Origin of the sequence: Streptomyces sp. NPDC090106 (genome assembly GCF_044747265.1) — a bacterium.
Classification (GTDB): domain Bacteria; phylum Actinomycetota; class Actinomycetes; order Streptomycetales; family Streptomycetaceae; genus Streptomyces.
Genome location: NZ_JBIVDS010000013.1, coordinates 168,782 through 191,041 on the forward strand (window position 1 = coordinate 168,782; position 22,260 = coordinate 191,041).

The window sequence follows — 22,260 nt, forward strand, 5'->3', positions numbered from 1 at the left end:
CCCGGTGGGCGATACTGGGTTCGAACCAGTGACCTCTTCGGTGTGAACGAAGCGCTCTCCCACTGAGCTAATCGCCCGGGAACGCACTGAACAATACAGGCCCCGGCGCCCTTCGTTCAAACCGCCGCCAAGTACGCGGCCAGCCCTCGCCGTCCGGAGCGCATCATGAGCCGGTGGTTGGCGCGGAAGAAGGGCCTGCCGGGCACGGCGAGCCTCCTCAGCAGCGGCTTGCGCACGTCGACGACCTGGTCGTAGCGGGCGACGGTGCCCGTGCCGTCGGGGCCGACGGTCCAGCGCGCCCAGCCCTCCAGGTCGCCGGTCATGGCGATCTCCAGGACGCCCGCCGCGGGATCGCGGCGCGCCTCGCGCGCGGTGAAGGCGAGCTCGTAGGGCAGGGCGGCGCGGATACGGATCGTCCCGGTGGTGTCGTCGATCGGCCGCACCTCGCGGACCTGGGGCCACCAGCGGGGATAGCGCTCGGCGTCCTCCAGGGCCGCGTACACGGCGGCGGGCGGCGCGGGCAGCCGCCAGACGGTGCGGAAGCGGTAGTGCGTCCAGTCCATGGGGAGAGTGTGTCGGTCACGGGCTCGAATCTGAGTAGCGTCTGAGTACCCGCACTCATGTCGTCGGAGGTGACGCCGACCACACTCCCAGACATGACGCACATCCCGCCCCCGGCCGAGGAGCTGCGGCTCCTGGACGCCGAGCTGTTCCGACTGGACGCCCGCCGCGCCCAGTTGCTGCACCGCCGCGCCTGGCTGGTCGCCGCTCTCCAGCCGCAGGCCCCGGTCCGGCCGCCGCGCCCCGAGACGACTCCGCCGCGCGTGCAGAACGTGCTGCTGATGCTCGGCGGGATCCTGCTGGTCATCGCCGCGACCGCGTTCACCCTGGTGAGCTGGGGCGAGTTGGGGATCGGCGGGCGGGCCCTGGTGCTCGGCGGGGTCACCGCGGCGACCCTCGCGGCCCCGGTCGCCCTGCTGCGCCGCGGGCTGCGCTCGACGGCGGAGGCGGTGGCGGGCCTGGGTCTGGCGCTGACGGCGCTGGACGCGATCGCGCTGTACAGCCTGGCCTTCCCGGACGCCGAGGCCGACACGTACACGGCCGTGGCGACCGCCCTGCTGGCGGCGCTGTGGGCGGGGTACGGGCTGCTGCCGCGCGTGTCGGAGCTGCGGCTGCCGCGGCCCGCCGCGCTGTCCATGGCCCAGTTCCCGCTGTTCTTCGCGGCCTGGGCGCTCGGCGCCGACGTGTACGGCGTCACGGCGGCCGTCCTGGTGACGGCCGCGTTCGACACAGTGGTGGCGCTCGGGGCGTCCGCCCGGCCGGTACGTCTGCTCGCCGCCGTCGGCGCGTACGGTCTGGGCGGCCCGGGCGCATGGACGGCCGGTGTGCTGGCCTGGACGGCCTCCGGCCCGGGCGCCGCCGCCCGTGCGGCGGCGCTCCTCCTCTTCGCGGCGGCGCTCGCGCTGGCCGCCGCCTGGCGCCTGGGCGGCCGGCACGCCGTGGGGCTCGCGACGGCCGCGGGGCTGCTGACCGTGGCCGCGCTCGGCGCGGTGCCGCTCTCCGCTCTGCCGGGCATGTGGGCGGCTCCGGTCCATCTCGCCTTCGGCATCGCCCTGTTGGCGGCGCTGCGGCCGGTGCTGCGGCTGCCGGAGCAGGTGCGGCGCGGGTTCGCCGTGGCGTCGGCCGCCGTGCAGGCGCTGGCCCTGGTGGGGGCGCTGCCGGTCGTGGCGGTCACGCTGCTCGGTCCGGTGGCCTGGACGTGGCACGCCTGGTCGGGGGCGCCGGCGAACGCCCGTGAGGCGGTCACGGCGGACGCTCCCTGGCCGCCGGACGCGGCGACGGTTCCGCTGGTGCTCGTGGCGGTGGCGGCCGTGCTCGCGGTGGCCGTCCGGCGGGCAAAGTGGCGTCCCCGGGCGCTGACCGGCGCGCTGACGCTGGCGTGGGCCGCCGCGCTGACGCTCCCGGCGGTGCTGGAACTCCCCTTCACCACCGGCCTGCTGGCGCTGGGCGCGCTGACCGCGGTCACGCTGGCGTCGCCGTACGGGCAGCCGGCCTCGACCGTCCTCGCCCTCGTCACCTCCGCGGTGCTGGCCTTCACCGCGCTGGCCTCGCAGTCGGCGACCCTGACGGCGCTCGGCGCGCTCACGGTGTTCTTCGCGGCGGTGTCCTGGCGGCTCACGCCGGTCACGGCCCCGGCGTCCCTGGTGTCCGCGACGGCGCTGGCCTGCGCGACCGGCGCGGCGGCGGGCTGGGAGCCGGAGCGGACCGCGCTGCTGGTGCTGGCGGTGCCGGTGGCGGCGGCGCTCGTCACGGCACGCGTGAACGTCCCGGCCGTGGAACTGACGGGCGCCGCCGCCGGTCTGCTCGCCGTCGGGCTGGCCGCGGGCGACCTGCGGGTGCTGGCCCTGGTGCTGGCCGTGTGCGCGGTGATCACGGCGGGTGTGGCGGTCCGCGCGGACCGCCGCCCGGTCGGACACGCCTCGGCGGCGCTGTTCGTCCTCGCCGCGTGGGCGTATCTGGCGGCGTGGGACGTGACGGCTCCGGAGGCGTACACCGTCCCGGTGTCGGTCCCGGCGCTGGTCGTCGGCCATCTGCGCCGGCGCCGTGACCCGGGGGCGTCGTCCTGGACGGCGTACGGCTTCGGTCTCGCGGCCACCCTGGTGCCGAGCCTGTGCGCGGCGTGGGGCGACCCGCACTGGACGCGGCCTCTGCTGCTGGGCCTGGCGGCGCTGTCGGTCACGCTGCTCGGCGCCGGGCACAACCTCCAGGCGCCGCTGCTGCTCGGCGGCGCGGTGCTGAGCCTGGACGCGCTGCACGAACTCGCGCCGTACATCGTCCAGGTGACCGACGCGCTGCCCCGCTGGGTGCTGCCCGCGCTCGCCGGACTGCTGCTGCTCGCACTCGGGGCGACGTACGAGCAGCGCATCCGGGACGTCCGGCGGGTGCGGGAGACCCTGGGGAAGATGAACTAAAGGGCTACGACGGCATCTTGTCGCCGAGGAGGGCGAGGTTCTCGATGGCGGCGAGGCCGTACAGCGCGGTGTCGTTGGTGGAGATCCAGGCTGCTTCACTGCCTGCCACCAGCGTCACCGGGCCGCTGAGTTCCTCCGTCTTCCAGGGCGCGGACTCCTTGTAGCCGTCGGAGTTGTAGAACTTGTCCCACGCGCGCGTGGCGAGCTTCGCGTCACCGGTCTTGACGGCGGTGTAGGCGTCGAGGCGCGAGTGGCCCTGGAACAGCAGCAGGGTGCCGAAGTTGGAGCCGTAGCGTGCCGCCTGCTCGGTCTTGGTGGCGTTGAAGTAGCGGCAGTAGTCGTAGTACGCCTCGTTGAACTCCGGGATGTCGACGAGGTCGATGAGTTCGGCGCACAGTTCGTTGAGGCCGAAGACGGCGGACAGGTGCGAGACGCCGACGACCGGGGTCGTGGCGACGGCGAACTCGCCCGTGTCGAGGTCGTAGAGGCCGCTGCCCTGGACGAAGCCGTTGGGCTGGGCGCCGATGCCCTCCATGGTGGACAGCACGCGCGCCTTGGCCTTCTCCCACTTGGGCCCCTTGCGCTCCCACTCGGTGAGCCAGGCGGAGACGAGACCGCTCCAGTCGGTGCCGAAGCCGATCGACAGGGCGTGCCGGTCGGGCGTGTAGGGCTCGGTGCGGATCTTGCGCAGCGGGTCGAGGACGAGGAAGGTCTCGTCGGAGTCGACGTTGGCGTGCATGAGGTCGCCGACGCGTTCGTCGGCGGTGAGGAAGTAGTAGTAGCGCCGGTAGGTGGTGTTGGCGATGCGCTGCTGCTTGGCGCTGTCGGCGAAGTGCTGGACGCCGTGCCGGGTGCCCAGCCCGGCCCACTGGCCCAGGTGGTAGACGTCGACCTCGCCGGTGTGCCGGGTCATGGCCTCGGCGAAGCGGAAGATGTCGGAGCGGCCGGAGCGCAGGTACGCGAACCAGAGCCACAGGTCGGGCGAGAGCTCGGAGTTGTCCCAGGCGTAGCCGCCGATGTCGTACCGCCACTGGTGGCGCACGGTGTCGTAGGTGTGCATGATGTCGCCGTAGTCCCAGAAGCCGTACCAACGGCGCTGCTCCACCTGGTCCTTGTAGTAGGTGAAGAGGAAGTCGAGGTGGTCCTCGATCTTCGCCTTGGCGGCGGTGGAGCGGTCGGGCTCGGAGTAGAGGCCGGGGCCGAACACCCCCGCCTTGATGAGCTGCTTGGGCGGTGCGGCGAGCTGCGGCAGCACGCGGACGGCCTCGACCTGTTCGGCGAGGACGGAGGGGGCGGGCGTGGACTCGTTGGCCCAGAAGAGGAGTTCGGAGGTGCGGGCGATGCCGTACGGGGTGCCGAACTCGGGCTCGTAGTCCTCGTAGGTGATGTTGAGGCCTTCGAGCTGTTCGGCGAAGGTGTCCTGGCCCATGCCGTCGTGGTAGAAGCGCAGGTCCATGGGCTGCGCCTCGGGCGACCAGAGCCACAGGGTGACCTCGGCCTCATCGGTGTGGGCGTCGCGGATGTCGAGCTGGGCGGGGAACTTCTCCCAGAAGTCGCGCAGTCCGAAGGAGAGTCCGCCGCTGACGCCGCCGACGTAGCCGAACCCGGAGGCGCGCCCGCCGCCGCCGGCGCCGACCCAGCCGTAGCCCTTCTTGGTGCGCTTGCGCAGGGTGAAGCCGTCGGCGGAGAGCTGGGAGAGGGTGTAGTCGCCCCACTCGGGGATGTACTGGAGGCGGGTGGTGACGCGCTGGTCCCAGGTGGACGGGTCGGGCAGCTTCTCCCCCGCGTACTGGGCCGCCTGGACGGCGGCGCCGGGGTCGCGGCGCAGTCCGGTGATGCCCTTGACCGCCTCGCGGAGCAGACCGGTGCCCTCGCCGCCGATGCGGATGTGCCGGTCGTAGGACGCGTCACGCATCGGGACGGTGAAGCGGACCCCGATCCCGCGGATGAAGTCGCCGCTGGCCTTGCCGGGTTCCTGGGTGCCGTCGTAGGTGATGGTGTGCACCATGCGGAAGGACTCGGCGCCCGCGTAGAAGTAGAGGCGGATCGAGAACGGCAGCCAGCTCCGGTTGCCCTTGCGGTGCTTGCCGTCGATGCGGACGACCGCGCGGACCGGGCCGTCCTGTTCGACGGTGACGTCGGAGATCGCGCCGTCGAAGCGCTCGGTCCTGACCGCGCCCTGGTCCTCGTCCTCGACCTCGGGCTGGCGGATCAGGACGAGCTTGCCGTTCTTGGCGATCTCGGTGGAGCCGCGGGTGACGGACTTGATGAGGGTGGCGCCGGACTTGCCGATCCTCGCGGTGATGACGCCGGTCGACACGTCGATGGTGCCGCCGCTCTTGTCGACGGTGACCTTCTTCTCCGGTACGGCGGCGTCGCCCGCGCCCAGCGTCAGCTTTCCGTTGCCCGAACTGACCGAGTGGGCGGTCCACTTGAGGGAGCCGTCGGGCCAGTAGGCGATCGGCCAGGACTGCACGGGTACGGCCTTGCCGTCGGCGTCCGTGAGGGCGAAGGTCTGGTCCTCCTGGTAGACGCCCTTGGGCCAGGGCACGCCGAGCGTGGTACCGGGCGCGGCACCGAGCCCGCCGTCCTCCAGCCAGTCCAGGGTCACGGGATCGGCGCCGGCGGCCTCGGCGGCTCTCGGCGCGGCGACGGCCTCCTGGGTGCCCAGCGCCCAGCTGAACTGCGCGGCGGCTCCGGCGACGGCCGCCGCCTTGAGGATGGACCTGCGAGGGATGGGAGACATGAGTGGTCAGCCTTTCCTTCTCTACCGTGCAGACTGGACAGGGGCATGACAGGCAGAGGCGCGGCGCTCAGGGCGCCGGCCTCGGTCGGGGGACGCCGCGGGTCAGCGGCGCGCGTACCGCTCCTCCACGGCGACGGCCGCCGCGGCGACCGCGCCGAGGACGGGAACCGCCAGGGGGGCGACGAACCAGCCGGACAGGGCGGTGACGGCCAGCCCGGCGACGATCAGGAACGACCCGGCCGGGTCGAGGACGGTCCGGCGTCCGGCCGCCGCGAGCAGCGCCCGCCAGGACGCGCCCGGCGTCCAGACCGCCGCCGCCCGCAGGAGGGCGACGACACATCCGAACAGGGCGAACAGCCCGACGGCACCGACGAGCGGGCCGCCGGGGAGCCCGGCGCGCGCGGCCTGGACGTCCACGTACACGGCGGCGGCCACCGCCCATCCGGCGAGCCCGACGAGCCAGCCGCGGCGCAGCGCCGTACGGAAGTCCGCGACGAACTCCCGCCTGCCGCCGTCCACCTGCCCGGTCCGGCGCCGCAGGTGCCGGGCACCGGCGGCGAACGCGGCCGGGTAGGTGACCACGCCGAGCGAGGCCACCGCGATCCACACGCCGGTGAGCAGACACTCGGCGAAGACCGCGAACCGCTCACCGCCGAACACGGACGCCCTGCGGGCCTTCACACGTGCTTGCGCCATGGTCGTCCGCCTCACTTCAGTCCGGAGGTCGCCATACCGTCGATCAGATATCGCTGGAAGGCCATGAAGAAGGCGACGACCGGCACCAGCGCCACCAGCGACATCGCGATCATGCTGCCGTAGTTGGAGATGCCCTCCTGGTCGCGGAACATCATCAGCCCGAGCGACACCGTGTACTTGTCAGGGGTGTTGAGGTAGATCAACGGCCCCATGAAGTCGTTCCACGCGTTGATGAAGGTGAAGATCGCGCTGGTGATGAGCGCGGGCCGGCACAGCGGCAGCACGATCGACCAGTACGTCCTCAGGTGCCCGCAGCCGTCGAGCTTCGCCGCCTCGTCGAGCTCGCGCGGGAGCCCGCGCATGAACTGGACCATCAGGAAGACGAAGAACGCCTCCACCGCCAGGAACTTGCCGGCCACCAACGGCACGAGCGTGTCGACGAGTTCCAGCTTGCGGAACAGCACGTACTGCGGGATGAGCAGCACGTGGTACGGCAGCAGCAGCGTGCCGATCATCAGCGTGAACATCAGGTTCCGCCCGGCGAAGCGGATCTTGGCGAAGGCGTACGCGGTCAGCGAGCTGGACAGCACCACGCCGACTACGGCGAGACCCGCGTACAGCAGGGAGTTGGAGAAGAAGGTGCCGATGGAGATGCCGGAGATCCCGTCGGCGAGTCCGGAGAAGTTGTCCCAGACCGGCTTGGCGGGCAGCAGGTCGAGGCTGGCGATGATGTCCTTGCCGGGCTTGAACGCCGCGCCGACCACCCAGACCACCGGATAGAGGACGACGGCGAGCACGGCGAGCGCGCCCAGGTGCCAGACGATCGAGCCGGTGCGCCGCCGGTCGTTCGCGGTGCGCGCGACGGGGCTGGTGGCGGTGGTCACTTGGCGGCCTCCTCGTAGTGCACCCACTTCTTCTGCGACCAGAACAGGACCGCCGTGACCAGCGCCACCGCGACCACCAGCGTCCAGGCCATCGCGGAGGCGAAGCCCATCTGGGCCTCCTTGAAGCCCTTCTGGTACAGGTAGCAGGTGTAGACGAGCGTGGCGTCGGCGGGCCCGCACCGGGTGTCGGAGACGACATAGGCGGAGCCGAACACCTGGAACGCGTGGATGGACTCCAGCAGCACGTTGAAGAACAGCACCGGGGAGATCATCGGCAGCGTGATGTTCCAGAACCGGCGCAGCGGCCCGGCCCCGTCCACCTCGGCGGCCTCGTACAGCTCCCGGGGGACCTGCTTGAGCCCGGCCAGGAAGATGACCATCGGCGCGCCGAACTGCCAGATGCTCAGCGCCACCAGGGCGTACAGCACGTAGTCCGGGTTGCCGATCCAGCCGCCGACGTCGACACCGAAGATCTTCTGCGTACGGTCCACGACCGCGTCGTCCGAGAACAGCGCCCGCCACACGAAGCCGACGGAGACGCTGGCGCCGATCAGCGAGGGCATGTAGAACGCGGCCCGGTACCAGCCCTGTCCGCGCCGCTTCTGCGCGAGCAGCAGCGCGACACCGAGCGCGAGGAGCAGCTTCAGCGGGGTGGCCACGACGACGTACTTCAGGGTGACCTCGACCGACTTCTGCCAGCGGGGGTCCTGGAACATCGTCGTGAAGTTGTCCAGGCCCACCCACTGGGGCGGCGTGAACAGGTTGTAGCTGGTGAACGCGTAGTACAGCGACGCGATCATGGGCCCCGCCGTGAGCAGCACGAAGCCCGCGATCCACGGCGACATGAACAGATAGCCGGCGATGTTCTCGCGGCGCCGCCCGCGCCGCCCGGCGACAGGAGCGGCGGACCGCTTCTTCGCCGGGCGCGCGGGCGCTTCCTTGACGAGCGTCATGGTGGTACGTCCCCTCAGCCCGCGAACGCGGCCTTGGCCTCGCTGAACAGCGCCTTGGCGGCGTCGGCCGGCTTGGTCTTGCCCTGGGCGACCTCACCGCCGATGCGCAGGAACGCCGCCTCGATGACATCGGCGCCGGACGGGTGCGGGGTGATCTTGCCGAGCACGCCGGCCGCGGCGACCTCCTCCTCGTACGCCTTGACGCCCTTGTTGTTGTCGTCGGTCGGGACGAAGGCGTCGTACTGCTCGGTGGTGGAGAGGATGCCCCGGTCGTAGCCCATGATCTTGCCGACCTCGGGGTCGTGGACCATGAAGGAGATGAACTTGGCGGCCTCCGCCGGATGCTTGGTGCCGGAGAAGGCGCTGAGCATCAGCGAGCCGAGGTACTGGCCGGTCTGCTTGCCGTCGGTGGTGGGGATCGGCGCGAGGCCGTAGTCGGACTCCCCCTCGCCCTCGTAGCGGATGGAGAAGTTGTCCCAGGTGAACTCGGAGGCGGCGAGGCCCGCGGAGAGACCGGACTTGGGGTTGACCTGCTCGATCTTCTTCGGGTCGGCGACGAGCCCGGACTTGACGCGCTTGTAGCCGTCCGTCCACCACTGCGTCAGGTCGTCCTCGGTGAAGCCGAGATCGGAATCCGTGAAGAACGCCTTGCCGTTCTGACGGAGGTACAGGTCGTACAGGTACATGATGCCGAAGTAGCCGGTGTCACCGGAGATCTTCAGCTTGTCCTGGATGGTCTGGAGGGCGGCGAAGTACTCGTCCCAGGTCCAGCCGAACTTCGCCTCGACGCCCGCCTTCTCGAAGGCCTTGAGGTCGATGACCAGTGACATGGTGTTGGCGCCGACCGGAACGCCGAGCTGCTTGCCGTCGACCTGACCGTTCGCCAGAACACCGTTGCGGAAGTTGTCCAGGCTCAGATTCCCGGAGTCCGCCTGCGACTTGAGATCCAGCAGAACACCGCGCTTGTCGTACTTGCGGAGGAACCCGACCGCATTCTGGAAAACGTCCGGGGGATTACCGCCGGAAGCCTGCGTCTGGAACTTCTCCCAGAACGCTGCATAGTCAGTGAATTCCGGCTTGATCTTGATCTTCGGGTTCTTCTTCTCGAAGACCGCGATCGCCTTCTTCATGGCGATGGTCCGCGGCTCACCACCCCACCAGGCGTAACGGAGTGTCACCGTCCCGTCCCCGGAACCGCCGCTGTCACCACCGCACGCGGTGGTCGCCCCGAGCCCGAGCGTGGCCGCCGAAGCGCCGGCCACCTTCAGGATCGTCCGCCTCTCCACATTCCTGCTGGTTCCCATGATCGGGCCCTCCCCGCGACGTCGTCGTCGACTGCATGAATCGTTTCAAGTAAGCGCTTGCTGGCACAAGGTACGAAGGGGCTCGGGGTGCGTCAATGATTCGGACAGGAATTTCTTCGGACGCGACCGGACAGGTCGACGGTCCGCCGGAGGCACCGAGCCCGTACGGGTGGACGAAGCCGCAGGTGGGGCGGCTGGGGTCGATCGGTCGAACAGGATCTGCCGGGTCGGACCTGAATGCACCCCCGGCGGAAATCCGCCGGGGGTGGAGCGGAGGTGCGGGGGTGGTGGCCGGGGCTGGGGGGTGGTGGCGTGGCGAAGGGCGGCCGGGGCCGTGGGGTCGGATGCGGGGTGGCCGGCTCGGGGGCGGGGCGACCGGTGGGGGGCGGACGCTGGTGCGAGACCGGGGCAGCGGGCTCGGGGCTGGGACGGCTGGTTCGAGAGCGGGAGGACTGGTTCGGGGCCGGGCCACGGGAGGGAGGGAGCCGAGGCCGCGGGTGGATGGAGGCTCGACCACTGACGGGCGGAGCCGGAGGGGGCGGCAGGGGATGGGGGCTCTGAGCTGGGACTACGGAGGGCGAAGCCGCCGCCGCGAAGTCCCGCGAGGGGGCGCAGGGACCTCAGAACTTCAGGCGCCTCAGGACTTCAGACGCCTCAGGACTTCAGACGCCTCAGGGGCAGGGGTCGCGAGGTTCAGGTCCACGAGGGGGCAGGGGTCCCGAGGTTCAGGTCCACGGGGGAGGCAGGCCGCGAGGTTGTGCGGGTTCAGGGCCGGGCCCAAGGCCGCGAGGGGCGAAGCCCCGGGCTGTGGACGCTGCGTCGGGGCGGCCCGGACGGAGCGCCGGGGCCGGCGCGCAGAGGCACAACGGGGCCGCGGTGCCGGACCTGGATTACAGCGTTGGGCGGGGGGCCGCAGGGGCCGAGCTGGAGCGCAGGGGTTCGACGACGGGGCCGGGGAGGCGGAACCCGAGCACAGGGTCGGGCCGGGGGCCGCAGGGGCGGGGCTGGAGCGCGGGACGCGACGGGGTGCGCGAAGGCGGCCGAGCCGAAGGCCGGTCGGCGGGGGCGGCGGCACCGCGGCAGGGGCGGGTACGCCGACGGCCCGCCTGCGGTTTCGCAGGCGGGCCGTCGGATCCGGGTGGGCGATACTGGGTTCGAACCAGTGACCTCTTCGGTGTGAACGAAGCGCTCTCCCACTGAGCTAATCGCCCGGACGCAGGGAGAACATTACCCCATGTCAGGGGGCGCTCCGGTCACTGGTCCTCGATCTTCCAGGGCATCTCGAAGCCGAACTTGTAGAGGTAGACCCCGACGACCGCGGCGATGATCACCAGCCCGATCGACGTCAGGACGATGTTGCGCCGGCGGACCTTCGGGTCGAGCGCCTTCTGCGCCGCCTCCGTCACCTTGCGCTTGGTCCACCGCAGCACGAGCTGGGCCCAGACGAACTCGGTCGCCCAGATCGCCATGCCGCCGAAGATCACGACCCAGCCGGGGCCCGGCAGCGGCAGCATGATGATGCCCGCGACGACGACCGCGAGTCCGATGACGAAAACGCCCACCTGCCAGCTCAGATGCAGGGCCCGGCGGGCCTTGACGAAGGCCGGCGCCCTGGAGCCCAGCGGCTGTTCGTCCGTCGCGCCCTCGGCACCGGCCTGATCCGCCACGGCCACCTCGCCCGGCTTGTCACTCCCCGTATTCATACGGCCAAACTTTACCCGAGGGAAACCAGTCACCGGAATGGTCGTAGCGCCCGAACCGGTTCTCGGCCGGAAGAGTTACGTAAAGGCACGCAAAACACTCAGAGGGGTTTACAACGGCACCGTAGGTGGCATGTCGATTTCGCCGACGTGCGAATCCCCGAGCGCACACTGAGCGAAAGGCCCTGGCGCTTATGAACACCACGGTCAGCTGCGAGCTGCACCTGCGCCTCGTTGTGTCGAGCGAGTCCTCCCTGCCTGTCCCCGCAGGCCTGCGGTACGACACGGCCGACCCCTACGCCGTGCACGCCACCTTCCACACCGGAGCCGAGGAAACCGTCGAGTGGGTGTTCGCCCGCGACCTCCTCGCCGAGGGCCTGCATCGGCCCACCGGCACCGGCGACGTCCGTGTCTGGCCGTCCCGGAGCCACGGTCAGGGCGTCGTCTGCATCGCCCTGAGCTCCCCGGAGGGGGAAGCGCTGCTGGAGGCCCCGGCGCGTGCGCTGGAGTCCTTCCTGAAGCGGACGGACGCCGCCGTGCCCCCGGGCACGGAGCACCGCCACTTCGATCTGGATCAGGAGCTCTCGCACATCCTGGCGGAGAGCTAGGGCGAGGGCTCACGAAGCCGCCCGGCGCCGTCGACTCGGGGTGACGGCTCGGGCCTGTACAACCGAATAGCTGGACCCACCGGCGCCGTCGCCGCGGATTCTCGCGGGGCGGCGCCGGTGCGTGCGCTCCCACCCCGCCGCTCCCCCGCGGACCGCGCCCCGGGCAGTCCTGGCCCCGTGCCGCCCCCGCTCAGGCCCTACACCGTCCGCGCCGCCGCTGTCGCCGTGACGATGCCCGCATGTCCGGGCCCGGTACGAGCGGGCACGGAGCCACTACCATCGGCCAGCATCGGCGGGCGCCCGCCCGACCCCCCAGGCCAGGGAGCGAATCGTGCTGATCACCCATGACACCCGGTGTGCCCTTGATGCCGTGGTCGATCTGGTGAACACCGCACCGGAGGACGCCACGACCCCGGACGCGCTGCCGGATCTGGCCGCTCTCGAGGATTTCGTACGAAAGCACGAGATCAGTGATGTCGGAGTCCTGTCGGAGTTCGACCTGTCGGCGGTGCGCAAGATCCGCGGCCGGCTCGCCGCGATCTTCTCGGCACCGGACGCGCGGACCGCCGCAGGACTGATCAACGAACTGGTGGCCTCGGCGGGCACCACGCCCCGGCTCACCGATCACGACGGCTACGACTGGCATGTGCACTACTTCGCGCCCGGCGCGTCCATCGCCGACCACCTGGCCGCCGACTGCGGGATGGCGCTGGCCTTCTTCGTCGTCGCGGGCGAGCAGGAGCGGCTGCGGCGCTGCGAGGCCCCGGACTGCCGGCACGCCTTCGTCGACCTGTCCCGGAACCGGTCACGCCGTTACTGCGACAGCCGTACCTGCGGGAACCGCCTGCACGTGGCCGCCTACCGGGCCCGCCGCAAAGAGGCCGCGGGCTGAGACACGGGCGCCGGCGTCCGGCACGGACACCGGTGTCGTCGTGATACCCGGCGGGTGACGCCGGGTACCACGGGTACGGCTCAGAGCAGCAGCAGATCGTGCAGCGCAGCCATGAGCAGCAGACACCCGATCACCGCAAGGAAGATCATCAGCGGTGGCTGGGAAAGGGCGAAAAGGCACCCGCGCGGCTCGTCCTGAGGTGGCGCGGCGTCGCTCTGTGTCGTGTCCAGCATCTCGCGGGCGATGATGACGCAGTTCGGACCCCTCCGTTGACCAACACGCCCGGAAAAGAAGGGCTGTTCGCTGGATTCCGTGACGTAACGCCGTCGGATTTACGCCTGTGCGATCGAGCGACGGAACTGTGTCGTTTCAGTCCTCCGTGCGTCCGTCATATGCCCTGCTCGGCGCGGGTCCGTAGGCCGCACCCCCTGAGGGCGGGTTCATATGCCGTGCTTCTTGAGGATGGCCTCGATGTCGCTGAAGTCGTCGGCGCCCGCGGCGGGGGCCGTGTTCGCGGGCCGGGCCGCCGGGCGGGCCGAGGGGCCCAGCGAGGGCGCCGAGGCCGTGGGCGCGACGGCGTCGGGCCGGGCGGAGCGGGCCGCGGCCCTGCGCTCCTTGCGGGTGCCCCCGCGCCGGCGCTCCACCGCGCGGGTGGACGCGAAGAGCAGCCAGGACAGGCCGAGCACGCCGACCCCGGCCCAGGCCGTGATGCTGAACGCGGTGTCGCTCAGCCACTCCACGACTCCGGTCATCACCAGGCCGATCGGGATCAGCGAGTAGGCGGCGATCCGGGTCGCCGCGAGGAAGCGCTTTCGGTACGCGGTGACCGCGGCGATGCCCAGGCCGGCCGCGGAGACGGCGGAACAGACGGTCTCGGCAATCATCCGGTCCTCCAGGCAGGGCTCACTCGGGCGGGGCGGTTTCGTCCCTTCCATCCTGCACCGACGCCACCCCGGGATGCCACGGTCCGGCGGGACATCAGGGACATCTCCGGGTCGGCTCCTCCGGAGGTGCCGGTACCCGGCAGGGGCATCGGGGTCGATTGGGTCGGCAGGGGTCCGGCTGGGAGACTGTGACCATGAGTGACTCCTCCCCCGCCTCTCCCGTCTCTCCCGCCGCCCCCGTCGTCCTGGACGTCTGGTGCGAGCTCCAGTGTCCCGACTGCCGCAGCGCCCTGGACGACGTCCGGGCCCTGCGCGCGCGGTACGGCGACCGGCTGGAGCTGCGGCTGCGGCACTTCCCGCTGGAGAAGCACAAGCACGCCTTTGCCGCAGCGCAGGCCGCCGAGGAGGCCCTGGAGCAGGGCAAGGGCTGGGAGTACGTCGAGGCGGTGCTCGGCCGGGTCGGGGACCTGGACCGTGAGGGCGAACCCCTCCTGGTCGCGATCGCCGGTGAATTGGGTCTGGACGCCGAGGAGTTCGACACCGCGCTGATCGACGGCCGGCACATCCTGATCGTCGACGCCGACCAGGCCGAGGGCAAGGCGATCGGCGTGACCGGCACCCCGACCTATGTCATCGGCGGCGAGCGGCTCGACGGCGGCAAGAGCCAGGAGGGACTGCGCGAGCGCGTCGAGGAGATCGCGGACCGGCTGCTGGCGGAGCGGGACGCCTGACGGCGCCCGTCGCCGTCACAGCAGCGCCTTGCGGAAGACGTACCGCGTCGTCTCGTAGCCGAGTGACTCGTACAGCCGCTCGGCCGGCGGGTTGTCCGCGAACACGTTGAGCCCCAGGGCGTGTTGGCCCATGCCGTGCGCCTGGGTCTCCGCCAGGAGCATGAGCGTGCGGCCGTGTCCGCGGCCCCGGTGCGCCGCGTCGACCTCGACGTCGTAGACGAACGGCAGACCGTCGCGCAGCGCGAGCCACAGGGTGCCCACGCGGGTGCCGTCCTGCTCCAGGACGCTGAACCAGGTGTCGGCCGAGGCGAGGCCCTGCGGGAGGAGCACCTCGTGGTCGCGGCGCGACTTCGCGCGGGCGGCTTCCTCGGGTACGCCCCGGGCGATCCAGTCGCGCGCGTAGCGGTCCGTCTCGTGCGCCTGCCAGGCGTCGAACTCGGCCTGGGTCATCGGCCGGCCGCGGCTGCCCTCCGGCAGGGCGGGCGGGGTGTCGCCGAGGCGTTTCGCCATGCCGCGGTTGCGCAGCACGTAGCCGACCGCCGCGACCAGCCGCAGCGCGGCCTCGGCCGTCCCCGGCAGGGCGATCTGGATCTCCTGGCAGCCCCAGCCCCGCGCGATCTCCTCGGCGGCGAGCGCGGCGACGGTGCCCCGGCCGCGCCTGCGGTCGGGTTCCTCGATCCGCAGGTCGTCGACGGAGGCGACCGAGTCGCCGAACCCGGGCACCGTGGCGAGGTGTACCGCGCCGACGGGACGGCTGTTCACGCACACCTGGTAGTGGCGTGAACGCGTACCGTCGGCGTGGCGCTGGAGCGGCTCGGTCGGCCGCAGGGTCGTGGTCATCACGGGAGTTCTACCCGCCCGGGCAACCTGAGTCAGCCCGTTTTTTTCCCCGCTCCCCCGGGCCCGAGCGGCTCAGGGGTCCAGGTCGTCCGCGGCGCGCTCCGCGAAGACGCGCACGGCCTTGGCGGTCACCGGGCCGGGTCCACCGGGCAGTTCACGGTCGTCGACCCGGTGCACGGCCTGGACGTCGCGCAGCGTGGAGGTGAGGAAGACCTCCTCGGCCCGTTCCAGGACGTCCAGCGGCAGGTCGGTCTCGCGCGCGCCGGTCCACTCGACGGCCAGCGCGCGCGTGATGCCCGCGAGGCAGCCGGAGGCGACGGGCGGGGTGTGGATCTCGCCGTCCAGGACCACGAACACGTTCGAGCCGGTGCCCTCGCAGAGCTGCCCGACCGTGTTGGCGAACAGCGCCTCGGACGCGCCCCGCTCGTGCGCGCGGGCGAGGGCGACGACGTTCTCGGCGTACGAGGTGGTCTTCAGGCCCGCGAGGGCGCCGCGCTCGTTGCGCGTCCAGGGGACGGTGATGGTGGCCGTGGAGTCGGGGCGCCGGGTGGTCTCGCCGAGGGCGATGACCAGGGTCGGGCCGTGTTCTCCGCGGTCGGAGCCGAGCGGGCCGTGGCCGCCGGTGTAGGTGATGCGCAGCCGCCCCAGCGGCATGGGATTGGCCTCCAGGACGGCGGCGCAGCCGCGGCGCACCTCGTCCAGGTCGGGGTCGGGCAGCCCGAGGCCGCGCGCGGAGCGGGTCAGCCGGTCGAGGTGCCGGGTGAGCGCGAACGGACGGCCCTCGACCGCCTTCACCGTCTCGAAGATGCCGTCGCCCACGGTCAGTCCGTGGTCGAAGACGGAGACACGGGCGGAGTCGGTGTCCGTGAGCCCACCGTCGAGCCAAAGCTTCACTGGTCTCTTCCTCGCAAGTCTGCGCCGGGGCGCCGTGTCGGCCGCGGCTCCGACGGTCGTCCTCCGGGCCGTGCGGCGTGGTCAGGCGCCCTCTTCACTCACCTCGTACGTCCCCGACGCTACCGCGAGCAGCCGGGACGCCTTCAGCTCGGTCTCCCGCCACTCCCCCTCGGGGTCGGAACCCCAGGTGATGCCCGCGCCGGTGCCGAAGCGCAGCTCGCCCGCGTCCCGGTCGATCCAGAAGGTGCGGATGCCGACGGCCAGCTCGCCGGTCCCGCGGTCGGCGTCGACCCAGCCGACACCGCCGCAGTAGGGGCCGCGGGGTGCCGTCTCCAGCGCTTCGATGATCCGCAGGGCGCTGGACTTCGGGGCGCCGGTGACCGAGCCGGGCGGGAAGGCCGCGTCGAGCAGCTCCGGCCAGCCGGCGCCGGCGCGCAGCTCGCCGCGCACGGTCGAGACGAGGTGGACCAGGCCCGGGTGCTTCTCCACGGCGCACAGGTCGGGGACGGTGACACTGCCGGTGGCGCAGACCCGCCCGATGTCGTTGCGGACGAGGTCCACGATCATGACGTTCTCGGCGTAGTCCTTCTCCAGGAGGTCCGCCTCGGTGCGCCCGGTGCCCTTGATCGGACCGGACTCGACGGTCCGCCCGTCCCGGCGCAGGAACAGCTCGGGTGAGGCGGTGGCGATCTCCACGCCCTGTGCCGGCAGCCGGATCGTGCCGGCGTAGGGGGCGGGGTTGCCGCGGGCCAGCAGCGCCGTCAGCGCGTCCACGTCGGCGTCGGGGGCGACCGGTGCGCTCAGGACCCGGCAGAGGTTCGCCTGATAGACCTCGCCCGCGGCTATGTGCTCCCGGATGCGCCGGACGCCCGCGGTGTACCCGGCGCGGTCCAGGGACGTCGTCCAGTCCGCGGGGGCCGGTCCGCGCCACTGCCCCGGCACGGGGGCGGGCACGGGCTCCTCCCGTACGTCCTGGAAGCGGGCGCAGGTCAGACGGCCCTCGAAGTCGGCGGCGACGGCCCAGTGGCCGGTGGAGTCCAGGGCCGCCGGGTCGGTCGTCACGTCGAGGAGTCCGGTGGCCACACGGTGGCCGAACCGGGCGAGAGGAGGGAGGTCGTGCACGCGGTCGAGTCTAGGGCGGGTGTCGGACAGGTGACCTGGTCATGTCCCCCGGGGGAGGCCGGCGGGGTCCACGAGGGAGCGCAGGGCAGCACGCTGCACAAACGCGTTTTTGTACTGGCCCAGGAATCCGCTAGAGTTCAACACGTCGCCGAGACGCGCAAGCGGAACGGAATGACAGGCGAACGTAGCTCAGTTGGTAGAGCGCAACCTTGCCAAGGTTGAGGTCGCGAGTTCGAACCTCGTCGTTCGCTCGAAAGAGCAAGGGGATCTTCCCGAACCCCTACACTCCTGGTGGAGTGGCCGAGAGGCGAGGCAACGGCCTGCAAAGCCGTCTACACGGGTTCAAATCCCGTCTCCACCTCCAAGGACGATTAGCTCAGCGGGAGAGCGCTTCCCTGACACGGAAGAGGTCACTGGTTCAATCCCAGTATCGTCCACTGGAGCCTCAGGGCTTCGACCCGCGCGATTAGCTCAGCGGGAGAGCGCTTCCCTGACACGGAAGAGGTCACTGGTTCAATCCCAGTATCGCGCACGCAAGATCCACGACCCCGGTCGTGATCCCGCGGACGATTAGCTCAGCGGGAGAGCGCTTCCCTGACACGGAAGAGGTCACTGGTTCAATCCCAGTATCGTCCACACACCGAAGCCCCCGGCCATCTGGTCGGGGGCTTCTTCGTGTCTCGGCGTCGCCGTGCGTCAGCTGGAGAAGAGCATGTGGCCGAAGCTCTTGTGCCGCTTGTGGCCGTAGTGGCCGCCGCCGTGGTGACCGCCGTGCGGGGCGCCCCAGGCGGGAGCCGCCGGGTAGGCCTGCGGGGCGCCCGGGGGCGGCGGGGCGGGCTGGGTCCACTGCGACTCCACCCGGGTCAGCGCCTCCAGCTCGCCGTAGTCGAGGAAGATCCCCCGGCAGTTGCTGCACTGCTCGATCTGGACGCCGTTGCGGTTGTAGGTGTGCATGGGCGCATGGCACTTAGGACACTGCATGCTCGGCTCAACTCCTCGCCGGTAGGTCCTGCTTCACGTTTCGCCAGGACAGACTCTGTCCGGCCGCGGTCGGTTGCACCCTACTTGGATGATTCGTACGTCAACTCGGGCGGGACGGGGGTCATTCGCGCGCAGGCGTCGACGAGGGCCCGCTCGACCTCGTCCAGCGCGTGTCCCGCCGCCTCGGCCTTGACGATCGCCCTCGCCGCCGTCTGCACCGTCAGGGCGCGGGCCGCGACGTCCAGGGCGGGCCAGGGGTCACCGTGCGGTGGGACGGCCGGACCGCCCGCGGCCCGGTAGGCGTCCAGGAAACGGGTCCACTCGTCGGGCGGGAGGAGGCCGCAGGCGAACCAGGCGGCCGGGCGGGCCAGGTCCCAGGCGGGGGTGCCGGTGCCGAGGTCGTCGACGTCGATGAGGAGCCACGGGCCGTCGGGGGCGGGGTGGCGGACCAGCTGGCCGAGGTGGAGGTCGCCGTGGCACAGGGTGCGGGGGCCGCCGTCGCCCCGGCCGTCCGGCATGGGGGCCTCGGCGCGGGCCCAGGCGGGGAGGGCGGACCAGGCTGTGAGGACGGGGTGGTCCCGGCTGTCCTCGGCGCCGAGGAGCGCCCTCAGCGCCGTGACCGCCTGGGCCGCCTTGGCCGGGCCTCTCATCGGGGGCAGGGGCCGGGTGGTGGGCGGGGGTGTGCGGTGGAGGCGGGCGAGGAGCGTGCCTGCCTCCTCCCAGGGGGCCGCGTCCGGGTCGTCGGGGTCCACGGGGGTGCCGTAGGGCCAGAAGGTGGCGAGGCGGCCGTGGAGGGTGACCGGGGTCGGGGCGAGTGGGGGGAGGAGGATGCCGGGGAGGTGGGCGGCGACGGCGAGGCGGGTGGTGAGCGCGGCGGGGTCGGTGCCGGGGGCATGGGCCTTGGCGACGGTGTCCTCGTGGCGGACGACCGTCGCGTCGGGGCGGTCGGCGAGGGTGGCGGTCGCTCCGCAGGGGCAGGGGGGCAGCGTGGTCGCGTGGGCCCTGGCCCGGGCCCTGGTGCTGAGCTCGGCGAGCAAGGGGGTGGCGGGTGTCACGGGGCTCCCTCGGCGTGTGCGGGGTGGTGTCTGGTCGCGAGGGTACGGGGGCTCCGCCGGGGGGGGAGGGTGGCGCGGGGCGGGGTGGGGGCGCTTGCCGCCGCGGGGAGGGTGCCGCCGCGCCCACCCGTGCCGCCCCAGCGGCACGACTGCCCGCAGCTGGGGAGGAGGATCGGGCGAGGCAGCTGGCCGCAGCCAGGGAAGAAGCTCGGGCAGGGCGACTGGCCGCAGCTAGCGAGGAGGCTCGGGCGGCACGACTGCTCGCAGCTGAGGAGGAAGCCCGGGCGAGGCAGCTGGCCGCAGCCAGGGAAGAAGCTCAGGCGGGGCTGCTGGCCACAGCCAAGGAGGAAGCCCGGGCAGGACGGCTGGCCGCAGCCAGCGAGGAGGCTCGGGCGGCACGACTGCCCGCAGTTGGGGAGGAAGCCCGGGCGAGGCGGCTGGGCGCAGTCGGGGAAGAGGCTCGGGCAGGGCGGCTGGGCGCAGTAGGGGAAGAGGCTCAGGTGGGGCTGACAGTCGCAGGCAGGGAGGAAGCCCGGACGAGGCCGCCGGCCGCAGGCAGGGAAGTGGCCTAGGCGGGGCTGCTGGTCGCAGGCGTGGGGGAAAAGCAATGCCGGCGTAGCTCCCCAGCTACGCCGGCATTTTTGCCGTCCGCCGCACCCCCGTCCCCACGGGGTTTCATGGGTGGGATGTCCCCGCCCGGACCGCTCTTCCGGGCCTGGGGTCGCCGCTCAGCGCCCCAGCATCACTCCCACGGACGACGCCTGTGTGGCCACTGTCTCCCAACCGTCGAAGACGAGGAGGAGCAGTGCCGCCAGGGGAAGGGCCATCAGCGTCGCCACCAAGGGGTGGCGCCGGCCCTGTCGGCGGGGGCGCACCGCCGTGCGCTCGGATGTGCGGAGCTGTGTCCGCGGTGCCGTCAGAGCCATGGTCCCTCTCCTGACCGTCTCAGTTGTCGTTTGGCAGCGGCGGATGTCTGACCTCGGGGGACGAGTGCTGCATCCGCCGCTTGACCTCAAATCTAGGCTCGTGGCGCCTCTCGCACGTCATGCCCTCGTACCGATTGGCGGGCCTCCCGGAGGATGAGCCGTCCGGTGCGGTCTACTCCCCTGGGTGGAGACGGGAACACAGGTCTCCGGGTCTTCCCGGAGGGGGTGCCCGCTCTGCCCTGGTTTCCGCTAGCCGTTCTCCGCGCTGTTCGTCGCGCTCTTCGTCGCGCTCTTCTCCGAGCTGTCCTCTCGTGGGACCGGCTGCTCGACCAGGGCCAGGACCCTGGTCGCCATGAAGCGGGCGGTGCGCACGACGGATCCGCTCCGCGTGACTTCGCTCACTTCCACGACACCTCGGCGTACCGCCGTCTCCACCCGGCGGCCCGCCCTGCTGGCCACGACCTCGTAGGTGCGTGTCGTGTCCCCGGCATCCACGACTATCTCCACACGGTCACCCTTCACGGGTCCAATCCCCCTTCCGTGGCGGGCAGTTAGATCCGGCCCTCCACCGAACCCGCCCTGCCCGGAACTTCCCTGACCACCCCTCAATTCTCCCACCCGGCACTGACAATCCGTCGGGACGAGAGGGCGCGGCCTCTGCGCGCGGGCGGCCGTGGAAACGTAAGCTGTCGCTCGTCACACGGACCGGGCAGCGGGGATGAACATGGCGATGATGCGCCTGAGGCGCGAGGACCCGCGTGTCGTCGGCTCGTTCAGGCTTCACCGACGGCTCGGCGCGGGCGGGATGGGTGTCGTCTACCTGGGCTCCGACAAGAAGGGACAGCGGGTCGCGCTGAAGGTGATCCGGCCCGATCTGGCGGAGGACCAGGAGTTCCGGTCGCGGTTCGCACGTGAGGTCTCGGCCGCGCGGCGCATCCGCGGAGGCTGCACGGCACGGCTCGTCGCCGCCGATCTCGACGCCGAACGGCCCTGGTTCGCCACCCAGTACGTGCCCGGCCCTTCGCTGCACGACAGGGTCGCCGACGAGGGGTCCCTGGTGGCCGCCGAGGTCGCCGCGATCGGGGCCGCCCTCTCCGAGGGGCTGGTCGCGGTCCACGAGGCCGGGGTCGTGCACCGGGATCTCAAGCCGTCCAACATCCTGCTGTCCCCCAAGGGGCCGCGGATCATCGACTTCGGTATCGCCTGGGCGACCGGCGCCTCGACGCTGACGCATGTCGGCACCGCCGTCGGCTCCCCCGGCTTCCTCGCCCCCGAGCAGGTGCGCGGGGCCATGGTGACGCCGGCGACGGACGTGTTCTCGCTGGGGGCGACGCTGGCGTACGCCTCGACCGGTGACTCGCCCTTCGGGCACGGCAGTTCCGAGGTGATGCTGTACCGCGTGGTGCACGAGGAGGCGCATCTCCAGGGCGTGCCCGACGCGCTCGCCCCCCTCGTACAGGCCTGTCTGGCGAAGGACCCCGAGGAGCGGCCGAGCACGCTCCAGCTGTCGCTCAGGCTGAAGGAGATCGCCGCGCGGGAGGCGCAGGGGCTCGCCGATGTGCGTCCGCCCGGGCCGCGGACCGCCGAGGCGGACCGTCCCTCGGGGCGGCTGACCGAGAGCTATCCCGACCAGCAGCGCGTCCAGCGGCGGCCACCACAGCAGCCGGGTCCCACGCAGCGCACCCCCGCCCCGCGCGGCGGGCCCGCTCCCTCCCGGGGCGGGGTTCCGTCCCGGGGCGGTGTGCCGTCGCGAGGCGGCGCGCGGCCGACGCCTTCCACGCGCGGGAACTCGACCCGCTCCGGGAGCCGTCCCGCACCGCGCAGCGGCACCGGTCGTCCGGGGCCCCGGACGACCGGGACGGGACGCCGGCCCGCCAATCCGCGGCTGCTGCGGCAGCGGCTGTTCGTGTTCGTCGTGGTCACGCTGCTCGTGGCGCTGGCGATCGCCGCGGCACAGGGGTGCCAGGGGCCCTCGCGCGGGCTCGGCGGGGACGACCGGCCGGTCGTACGGCAGGAGCGGGTGCACGACCATGTGCGGGTGCTCCCGCCCTCCGGCGAGCAGGGCTTCTAGG

General features: G+C 71.9%; 21 protein-coding genes and 7 tRNA genes. 10 read left to right on the forward strand and 18 right to left on the reverse strand.

Annotated elements, in window-relative coordinates:
- Window positions 1–5: 5 nt before the first annotated feature.
- Window positions 6–77 (reverse strand) — tRNA-Val (locus tag ACIPSE_RS35265).
- A 39-nt stretch (window positions 78–116) separates the two neighbouring features.
- Window positions 117–563: an SRPBCC family protein gene (locus ACIPSE_RS35270; RefSeq protein ID WP_401670948.1), complete on the reverse strand. Its 447-nt coding sequence runs from the start codon at window positions 561–563 to the stop codon at window positions 117–119.
- Between the two features lie 93 nt (window positions 564–656).
- On the opposite strand from ACIPSE_RS35270, the gene ACIPSE_RS35275 reads away from it, so the two are divergent.
- On the forward strand, window positions 657–2,972 hold the full coding sequence (locus tag ACIPSE_RS35275) for an SCO7613 C-terminal domain-containing membrane protein (RefSeq protein ID WP_401670950.1): 2,316 nt from the start codon (window positions 657–659) through the stop codon (window positions 2,970–2,972).
- Between the two features lie 4 nt (window positions 2,973–2,976).
- Here ACIPSE_RS35275 and ACIPSE_RS35280 read toward each other — a convergent pair whose 3' ends face one another.
- The 7 genes from ACIPSE_RS35280 to ACIPSE_RS35310 all read right to left on the reverse strand — a co-directional run bounded on the left by ACIPSE_RS35280 (window position 2,977) and on the right by ACIPSE_RS35310 (window position 11,258).
- On the reverse strand, window positions 2,977–5,718 hold the full coding sequence (locus ACIPSE_RS35280) for a Tat pathway signal sequence domain protein (protein ID WP_401670953.1): 2,742 nt from the start codon (window positions 5,716–5,718) through the stop codon (window positions 2,977–2,979).
- Between the two features lie 102 nt (window positions 5,719–5,820).
- Entirely contained in the window at window positions 5,821–6,414 is a 594-nt protein-coding gene (locus tag ACIPSE_RS35285) for a hypothetical protein (RefSeq protein WP_401670955.1), read from the reverse strand.
- Window positions 6,415–6,425: 11 nt separating this feature from the next.
- Complete coding sequence (locus ACIPSE_RS35290; protein ID WP_401670958.1) at window positions 6,426–7,298, reverse strand: carbohydrate ABC transporter permease; 873 nt, start codon at window positions 7,296–7,298, stop codon at window positions 6,426–6,428.
- A complete protein-coding gene (locus tag ACIPSE_RS35295) occupies window positions 7,295–8,251 on the reverse strand; it encodes a carbohydrate ABC transporter permease (RefSeq protein ID WP_401670961.1) in 957 nt (318 codons plus the stop codon). The genes ACIPSE_RS35290 and ACIPSE_RS35295 overlap by 4 nt, the downstream gene beginning before the upstream one ends.
- Window positions 8,252–8,265: 14 nt before the next feature.
- Window positions 8,266–9,555, reverse strand: a complete 1,290-nt coding sequence (locus ACIPSE_RS35300) for an ABC transporter substrate-binding protein (RefSeq protein ID WP_401670963.1) — start codon at window positions 9,553–9,555, stop codon at window positions 8,266–8,268.
- Window positions 9,556–10,694: 1,139 nt separating this feature from the next.
- A tRNA-Val gene (locus ACIPSE_RS35305) sits at window positions 10,695–10,766 on the reverse strand.
- A gap of 42 nt (window positions 10,767–10,808) precedes the next feature.
- On the reverse strand, window positions 10,809–11,258 hold the full coding sequence (locus ACIPSE_RS35310) for a TIGR02611 family protein (RefSeq protein ID WP_401670966.1): 450 nt from the start codon (window positions 11,256–11,258) through the stop codon (window positions 10,809–10,811).
- A 191-nt stretch (window positions 11,259–11,449) separates the two neighbouring features.
- Here ACIPSE_RS35310 and ACIPSE_RS35315 point away from each other — a divergent pair, with 191 nt between their 5' ends.
- Both ACIPSE_RS35315 and ACIPSE_RS35320 read left to right on the forward strand, forming a co-directional pair.
- Window positions 11,450–11,863, forward strand: coding sequence for an SsgA family sporulation/cell division regulator (locus ACIPSE_RS35315; protein ID WP_004002642.1), 414 nt, complete (start codon window positions 11,450–11,452; stop codon window positions 11,861–11,863).
- 331 nt (window positions 11,864–12,194) lie between these two features.
- On the forward strand, window positions 12,195–12,755 hold the full coding sequence (locus ACIPSE_RS35320) for a CGNR zinc finger domain-containing protein (protein ID WP_401670968.1): 561 nt from the start codon (window positions 12,195–12,197) through the stop codon (window positions 12,753–12,755).
- Between the two features lie 80 nt (window positions 12,756–12,835).
- Here ACIPSE_RS35320 and ACIPSE_RS35325 read toward each other — a convergent pair whose 3' ends face one another.
- Window positions 12,836–12,988 carry a hypothetical protein gene (locus tag ACIPSE_RS35325; RefSeq protein ID WP_020138043.1) on the reverse strand — a complete coding sequence of 51 codons (153 nt, stop codon included), beginning with the start codon at window positions 12,986–12,988 and terminating at the stop codon, window positions 12,836–12,838.
- 207 nt (window positions 12,989–13,195) lie between these two features.
- Window positions 13,196–13,639 (reverse strand): hypothetical protein, encoded by a 444-nt coding sequence (locus tag ACIPSE_RS35330; protein ID WP_401670970.1) that lies wholly within the window; start codon window positions 13,637–13,639, stop codon window positions 13,196–13,198.
- 194 nt (window positions 13,640–13,833) lie between these two features.
- On the opposite strand from ACIPSE_RS35330, the gene ACIPSE_RS35335 reads away from it, so the two are divergent.
- Complete coding sequence (locus ACIPSE_RS35335) at window positions 13,834–14,370, forward strand: DsbA family protein (protein WP_401670972.1); 537 nt, start codon at window positions 13,834–13,836, stop codon at window positions 14,368–14,370.
- A 15-nt stretch (window positions 14,371–14,385) separates the two neighbouring features.
- Here ACIPSE_RS35335 and ACIPSE_RS35340 read toward each other — a convergent pair whose 3' ends face one another.
- The 3 genes from ACIPSE_RS35340 to ACIPSE_RS35350 form a co-directional block, all read right to left on the reverse strand.
- Window positions 14,386–15,210, reverse strand: a complete 825-nt coding sequence (locus tag ACIPSE_RS35340) for a GNAT family N-acetyltransferase (protein WP_401670974.1) — start codon at window positions 15,208–15,210, stop codon at window positions 14,386–14,388.
- Between the two features lie 72 nt (window positions 15,211–15,282).
- Complete coding sequence (locus ACIPSE_RS35345; protein WP_401670976.1) at window positions 15,283–16,104, reverse strand: aminotransferase class IV; 822 nt, start codon at window positions 16,102–16,104, stop codon at window positions 15,283–15,285.
- An 81-nt stretch (window positions 16,105–16,185) separates the two neighbouring features.
- Window positions 16,186–17,226 (reverse strand): chorismate-binding protein, encoded by a 1,041-nt coding sequence (locus ACIPSE_RS35350; RefSeq protein WP_401670978.1) that lies wholly within the window; start codon window positions 17,224–17,226, stop codon window positions 16,186–16,188.
- 178 nt (window positions 17,227–17,404) lie between these two features.
- Between ACIPSE_RS35350 and ACIPSE_RS35355 the strand changes: the two genes are divergently transcribed.
- The 5 genes from ACIPSE_RS35355 to ACIPSE_RS35375 all read left to right on the forward strand — a co-directional run bounded on the left by ACIPSE_RS35355 (window position 17,405) and on the right by ACIPSE_RS35375 (window position 17,862).
- Window positions 17,405–17,477 (forward strand) — tRNA-Gly (locus ACIPSE_RS35355).
- Window positions 17,478–17,516: 39 nt separating this feature from the next.
- A tRNA-Cys gene (locus tag ACIPSE_RS35360) sits at window positions 17,517–17,590 on the forward strand.
- A gap of 1 nt (window position 17,591) precedes the next feature.
- Window positions 17,592–17,663, forward strand: a tRNA-Val gene (locus ACIPSE_RS35365).
- A gap of 23 nt (window positions 17,664–17,686) precedes the next feature.
- A tRNA-Val gene (locus ACIPSE_RS35370) sits at window positions 17,687–17,758 on the forward strand.
- Window positions 17,759–17,790: 32 nt separating this feature from the next.
- Window positions 17,791–17,862: transfer RNA gene (locus tag ACIPSE_RS35375), tRNA-Val, on the forward strand.
- Between the two features lie 60 nt (window positions 17,863–17,922).
- On the opposite strand, the gene ACIPSE_RS35380 is transcribed toward ACIPSE_RS35375, so the two are convergent.
- The 4 genes from ACIPSE_RS35380 to ACIPSE_RS35395 form a co-directional block, all read right to left on the reverse strand.
- Window positions 17,923–18,207 (reverse strand): zf-TFIIB domain-containing protein, encoded by a 285-nt coding sequence (locus ACIPSE_RS35380; RefSeq protein WP_401670980.1) that lies wholly within the window; start codon window positions 18,205–18,207, stop codon window positions 17,923–17,925.
- An 80-nt stretch (window positions 18,208–18,287) separates the two neighbouring features.
- Window positions 18,288–19,262, reverse strand: coding sequence for a phosphotransferase (locus ACIPSE_RS35385; protein WP_401670983.1), 975 nt, complete (start codon window positions 19,260–19,262; stop codon window positions 18,288–18,290).
- Window positions 19,263–19,990: 728 nt separating this feature from the next.
- Complete coding sequence (locus tag ACIPSE_RS35390) at window positions 19,991–20,188, reverse strand: hypothetical protein (RefSeq protein ID WP_401670985.1); 198 nt, start codon at window positions 20,186–20,188, stop codon at window positions 19,991–19,993.
- A gap of 249 nt (window positions 20,189–20,437) precedes the next feature.
- Complete coding sequence (locus ACIPSE_RS35395; protein WP_401670987.1) at window positions 20,438–20,710, reverse strand: hypothetical protein; 273 nt, start codon at window positions 20,708–20,710, stop codon at window positions 20,438–20,440.
- A gap of 196 nt (window positions 20,711–20,906) precedes the next feature.
- Here ACIPSE_RS35395 and ACIPSE_RS35400 point away from each other — a divergent pair, with 196 nt between their 5' ends.
- The gene (locus ACIPSE_RS35400; protein ID WP_401670989.1) at window positions 20,907–22,259 is read left to right on the forward strand and encodes a protein kinase; all 1,353 of its coding nucleotides are present in this window, start codon (window positions 20,907–20,909) and stop codon (window positions 22,257–22,259) included.
- Window position 22,260 lies beyond the last annotated feature (1 nt).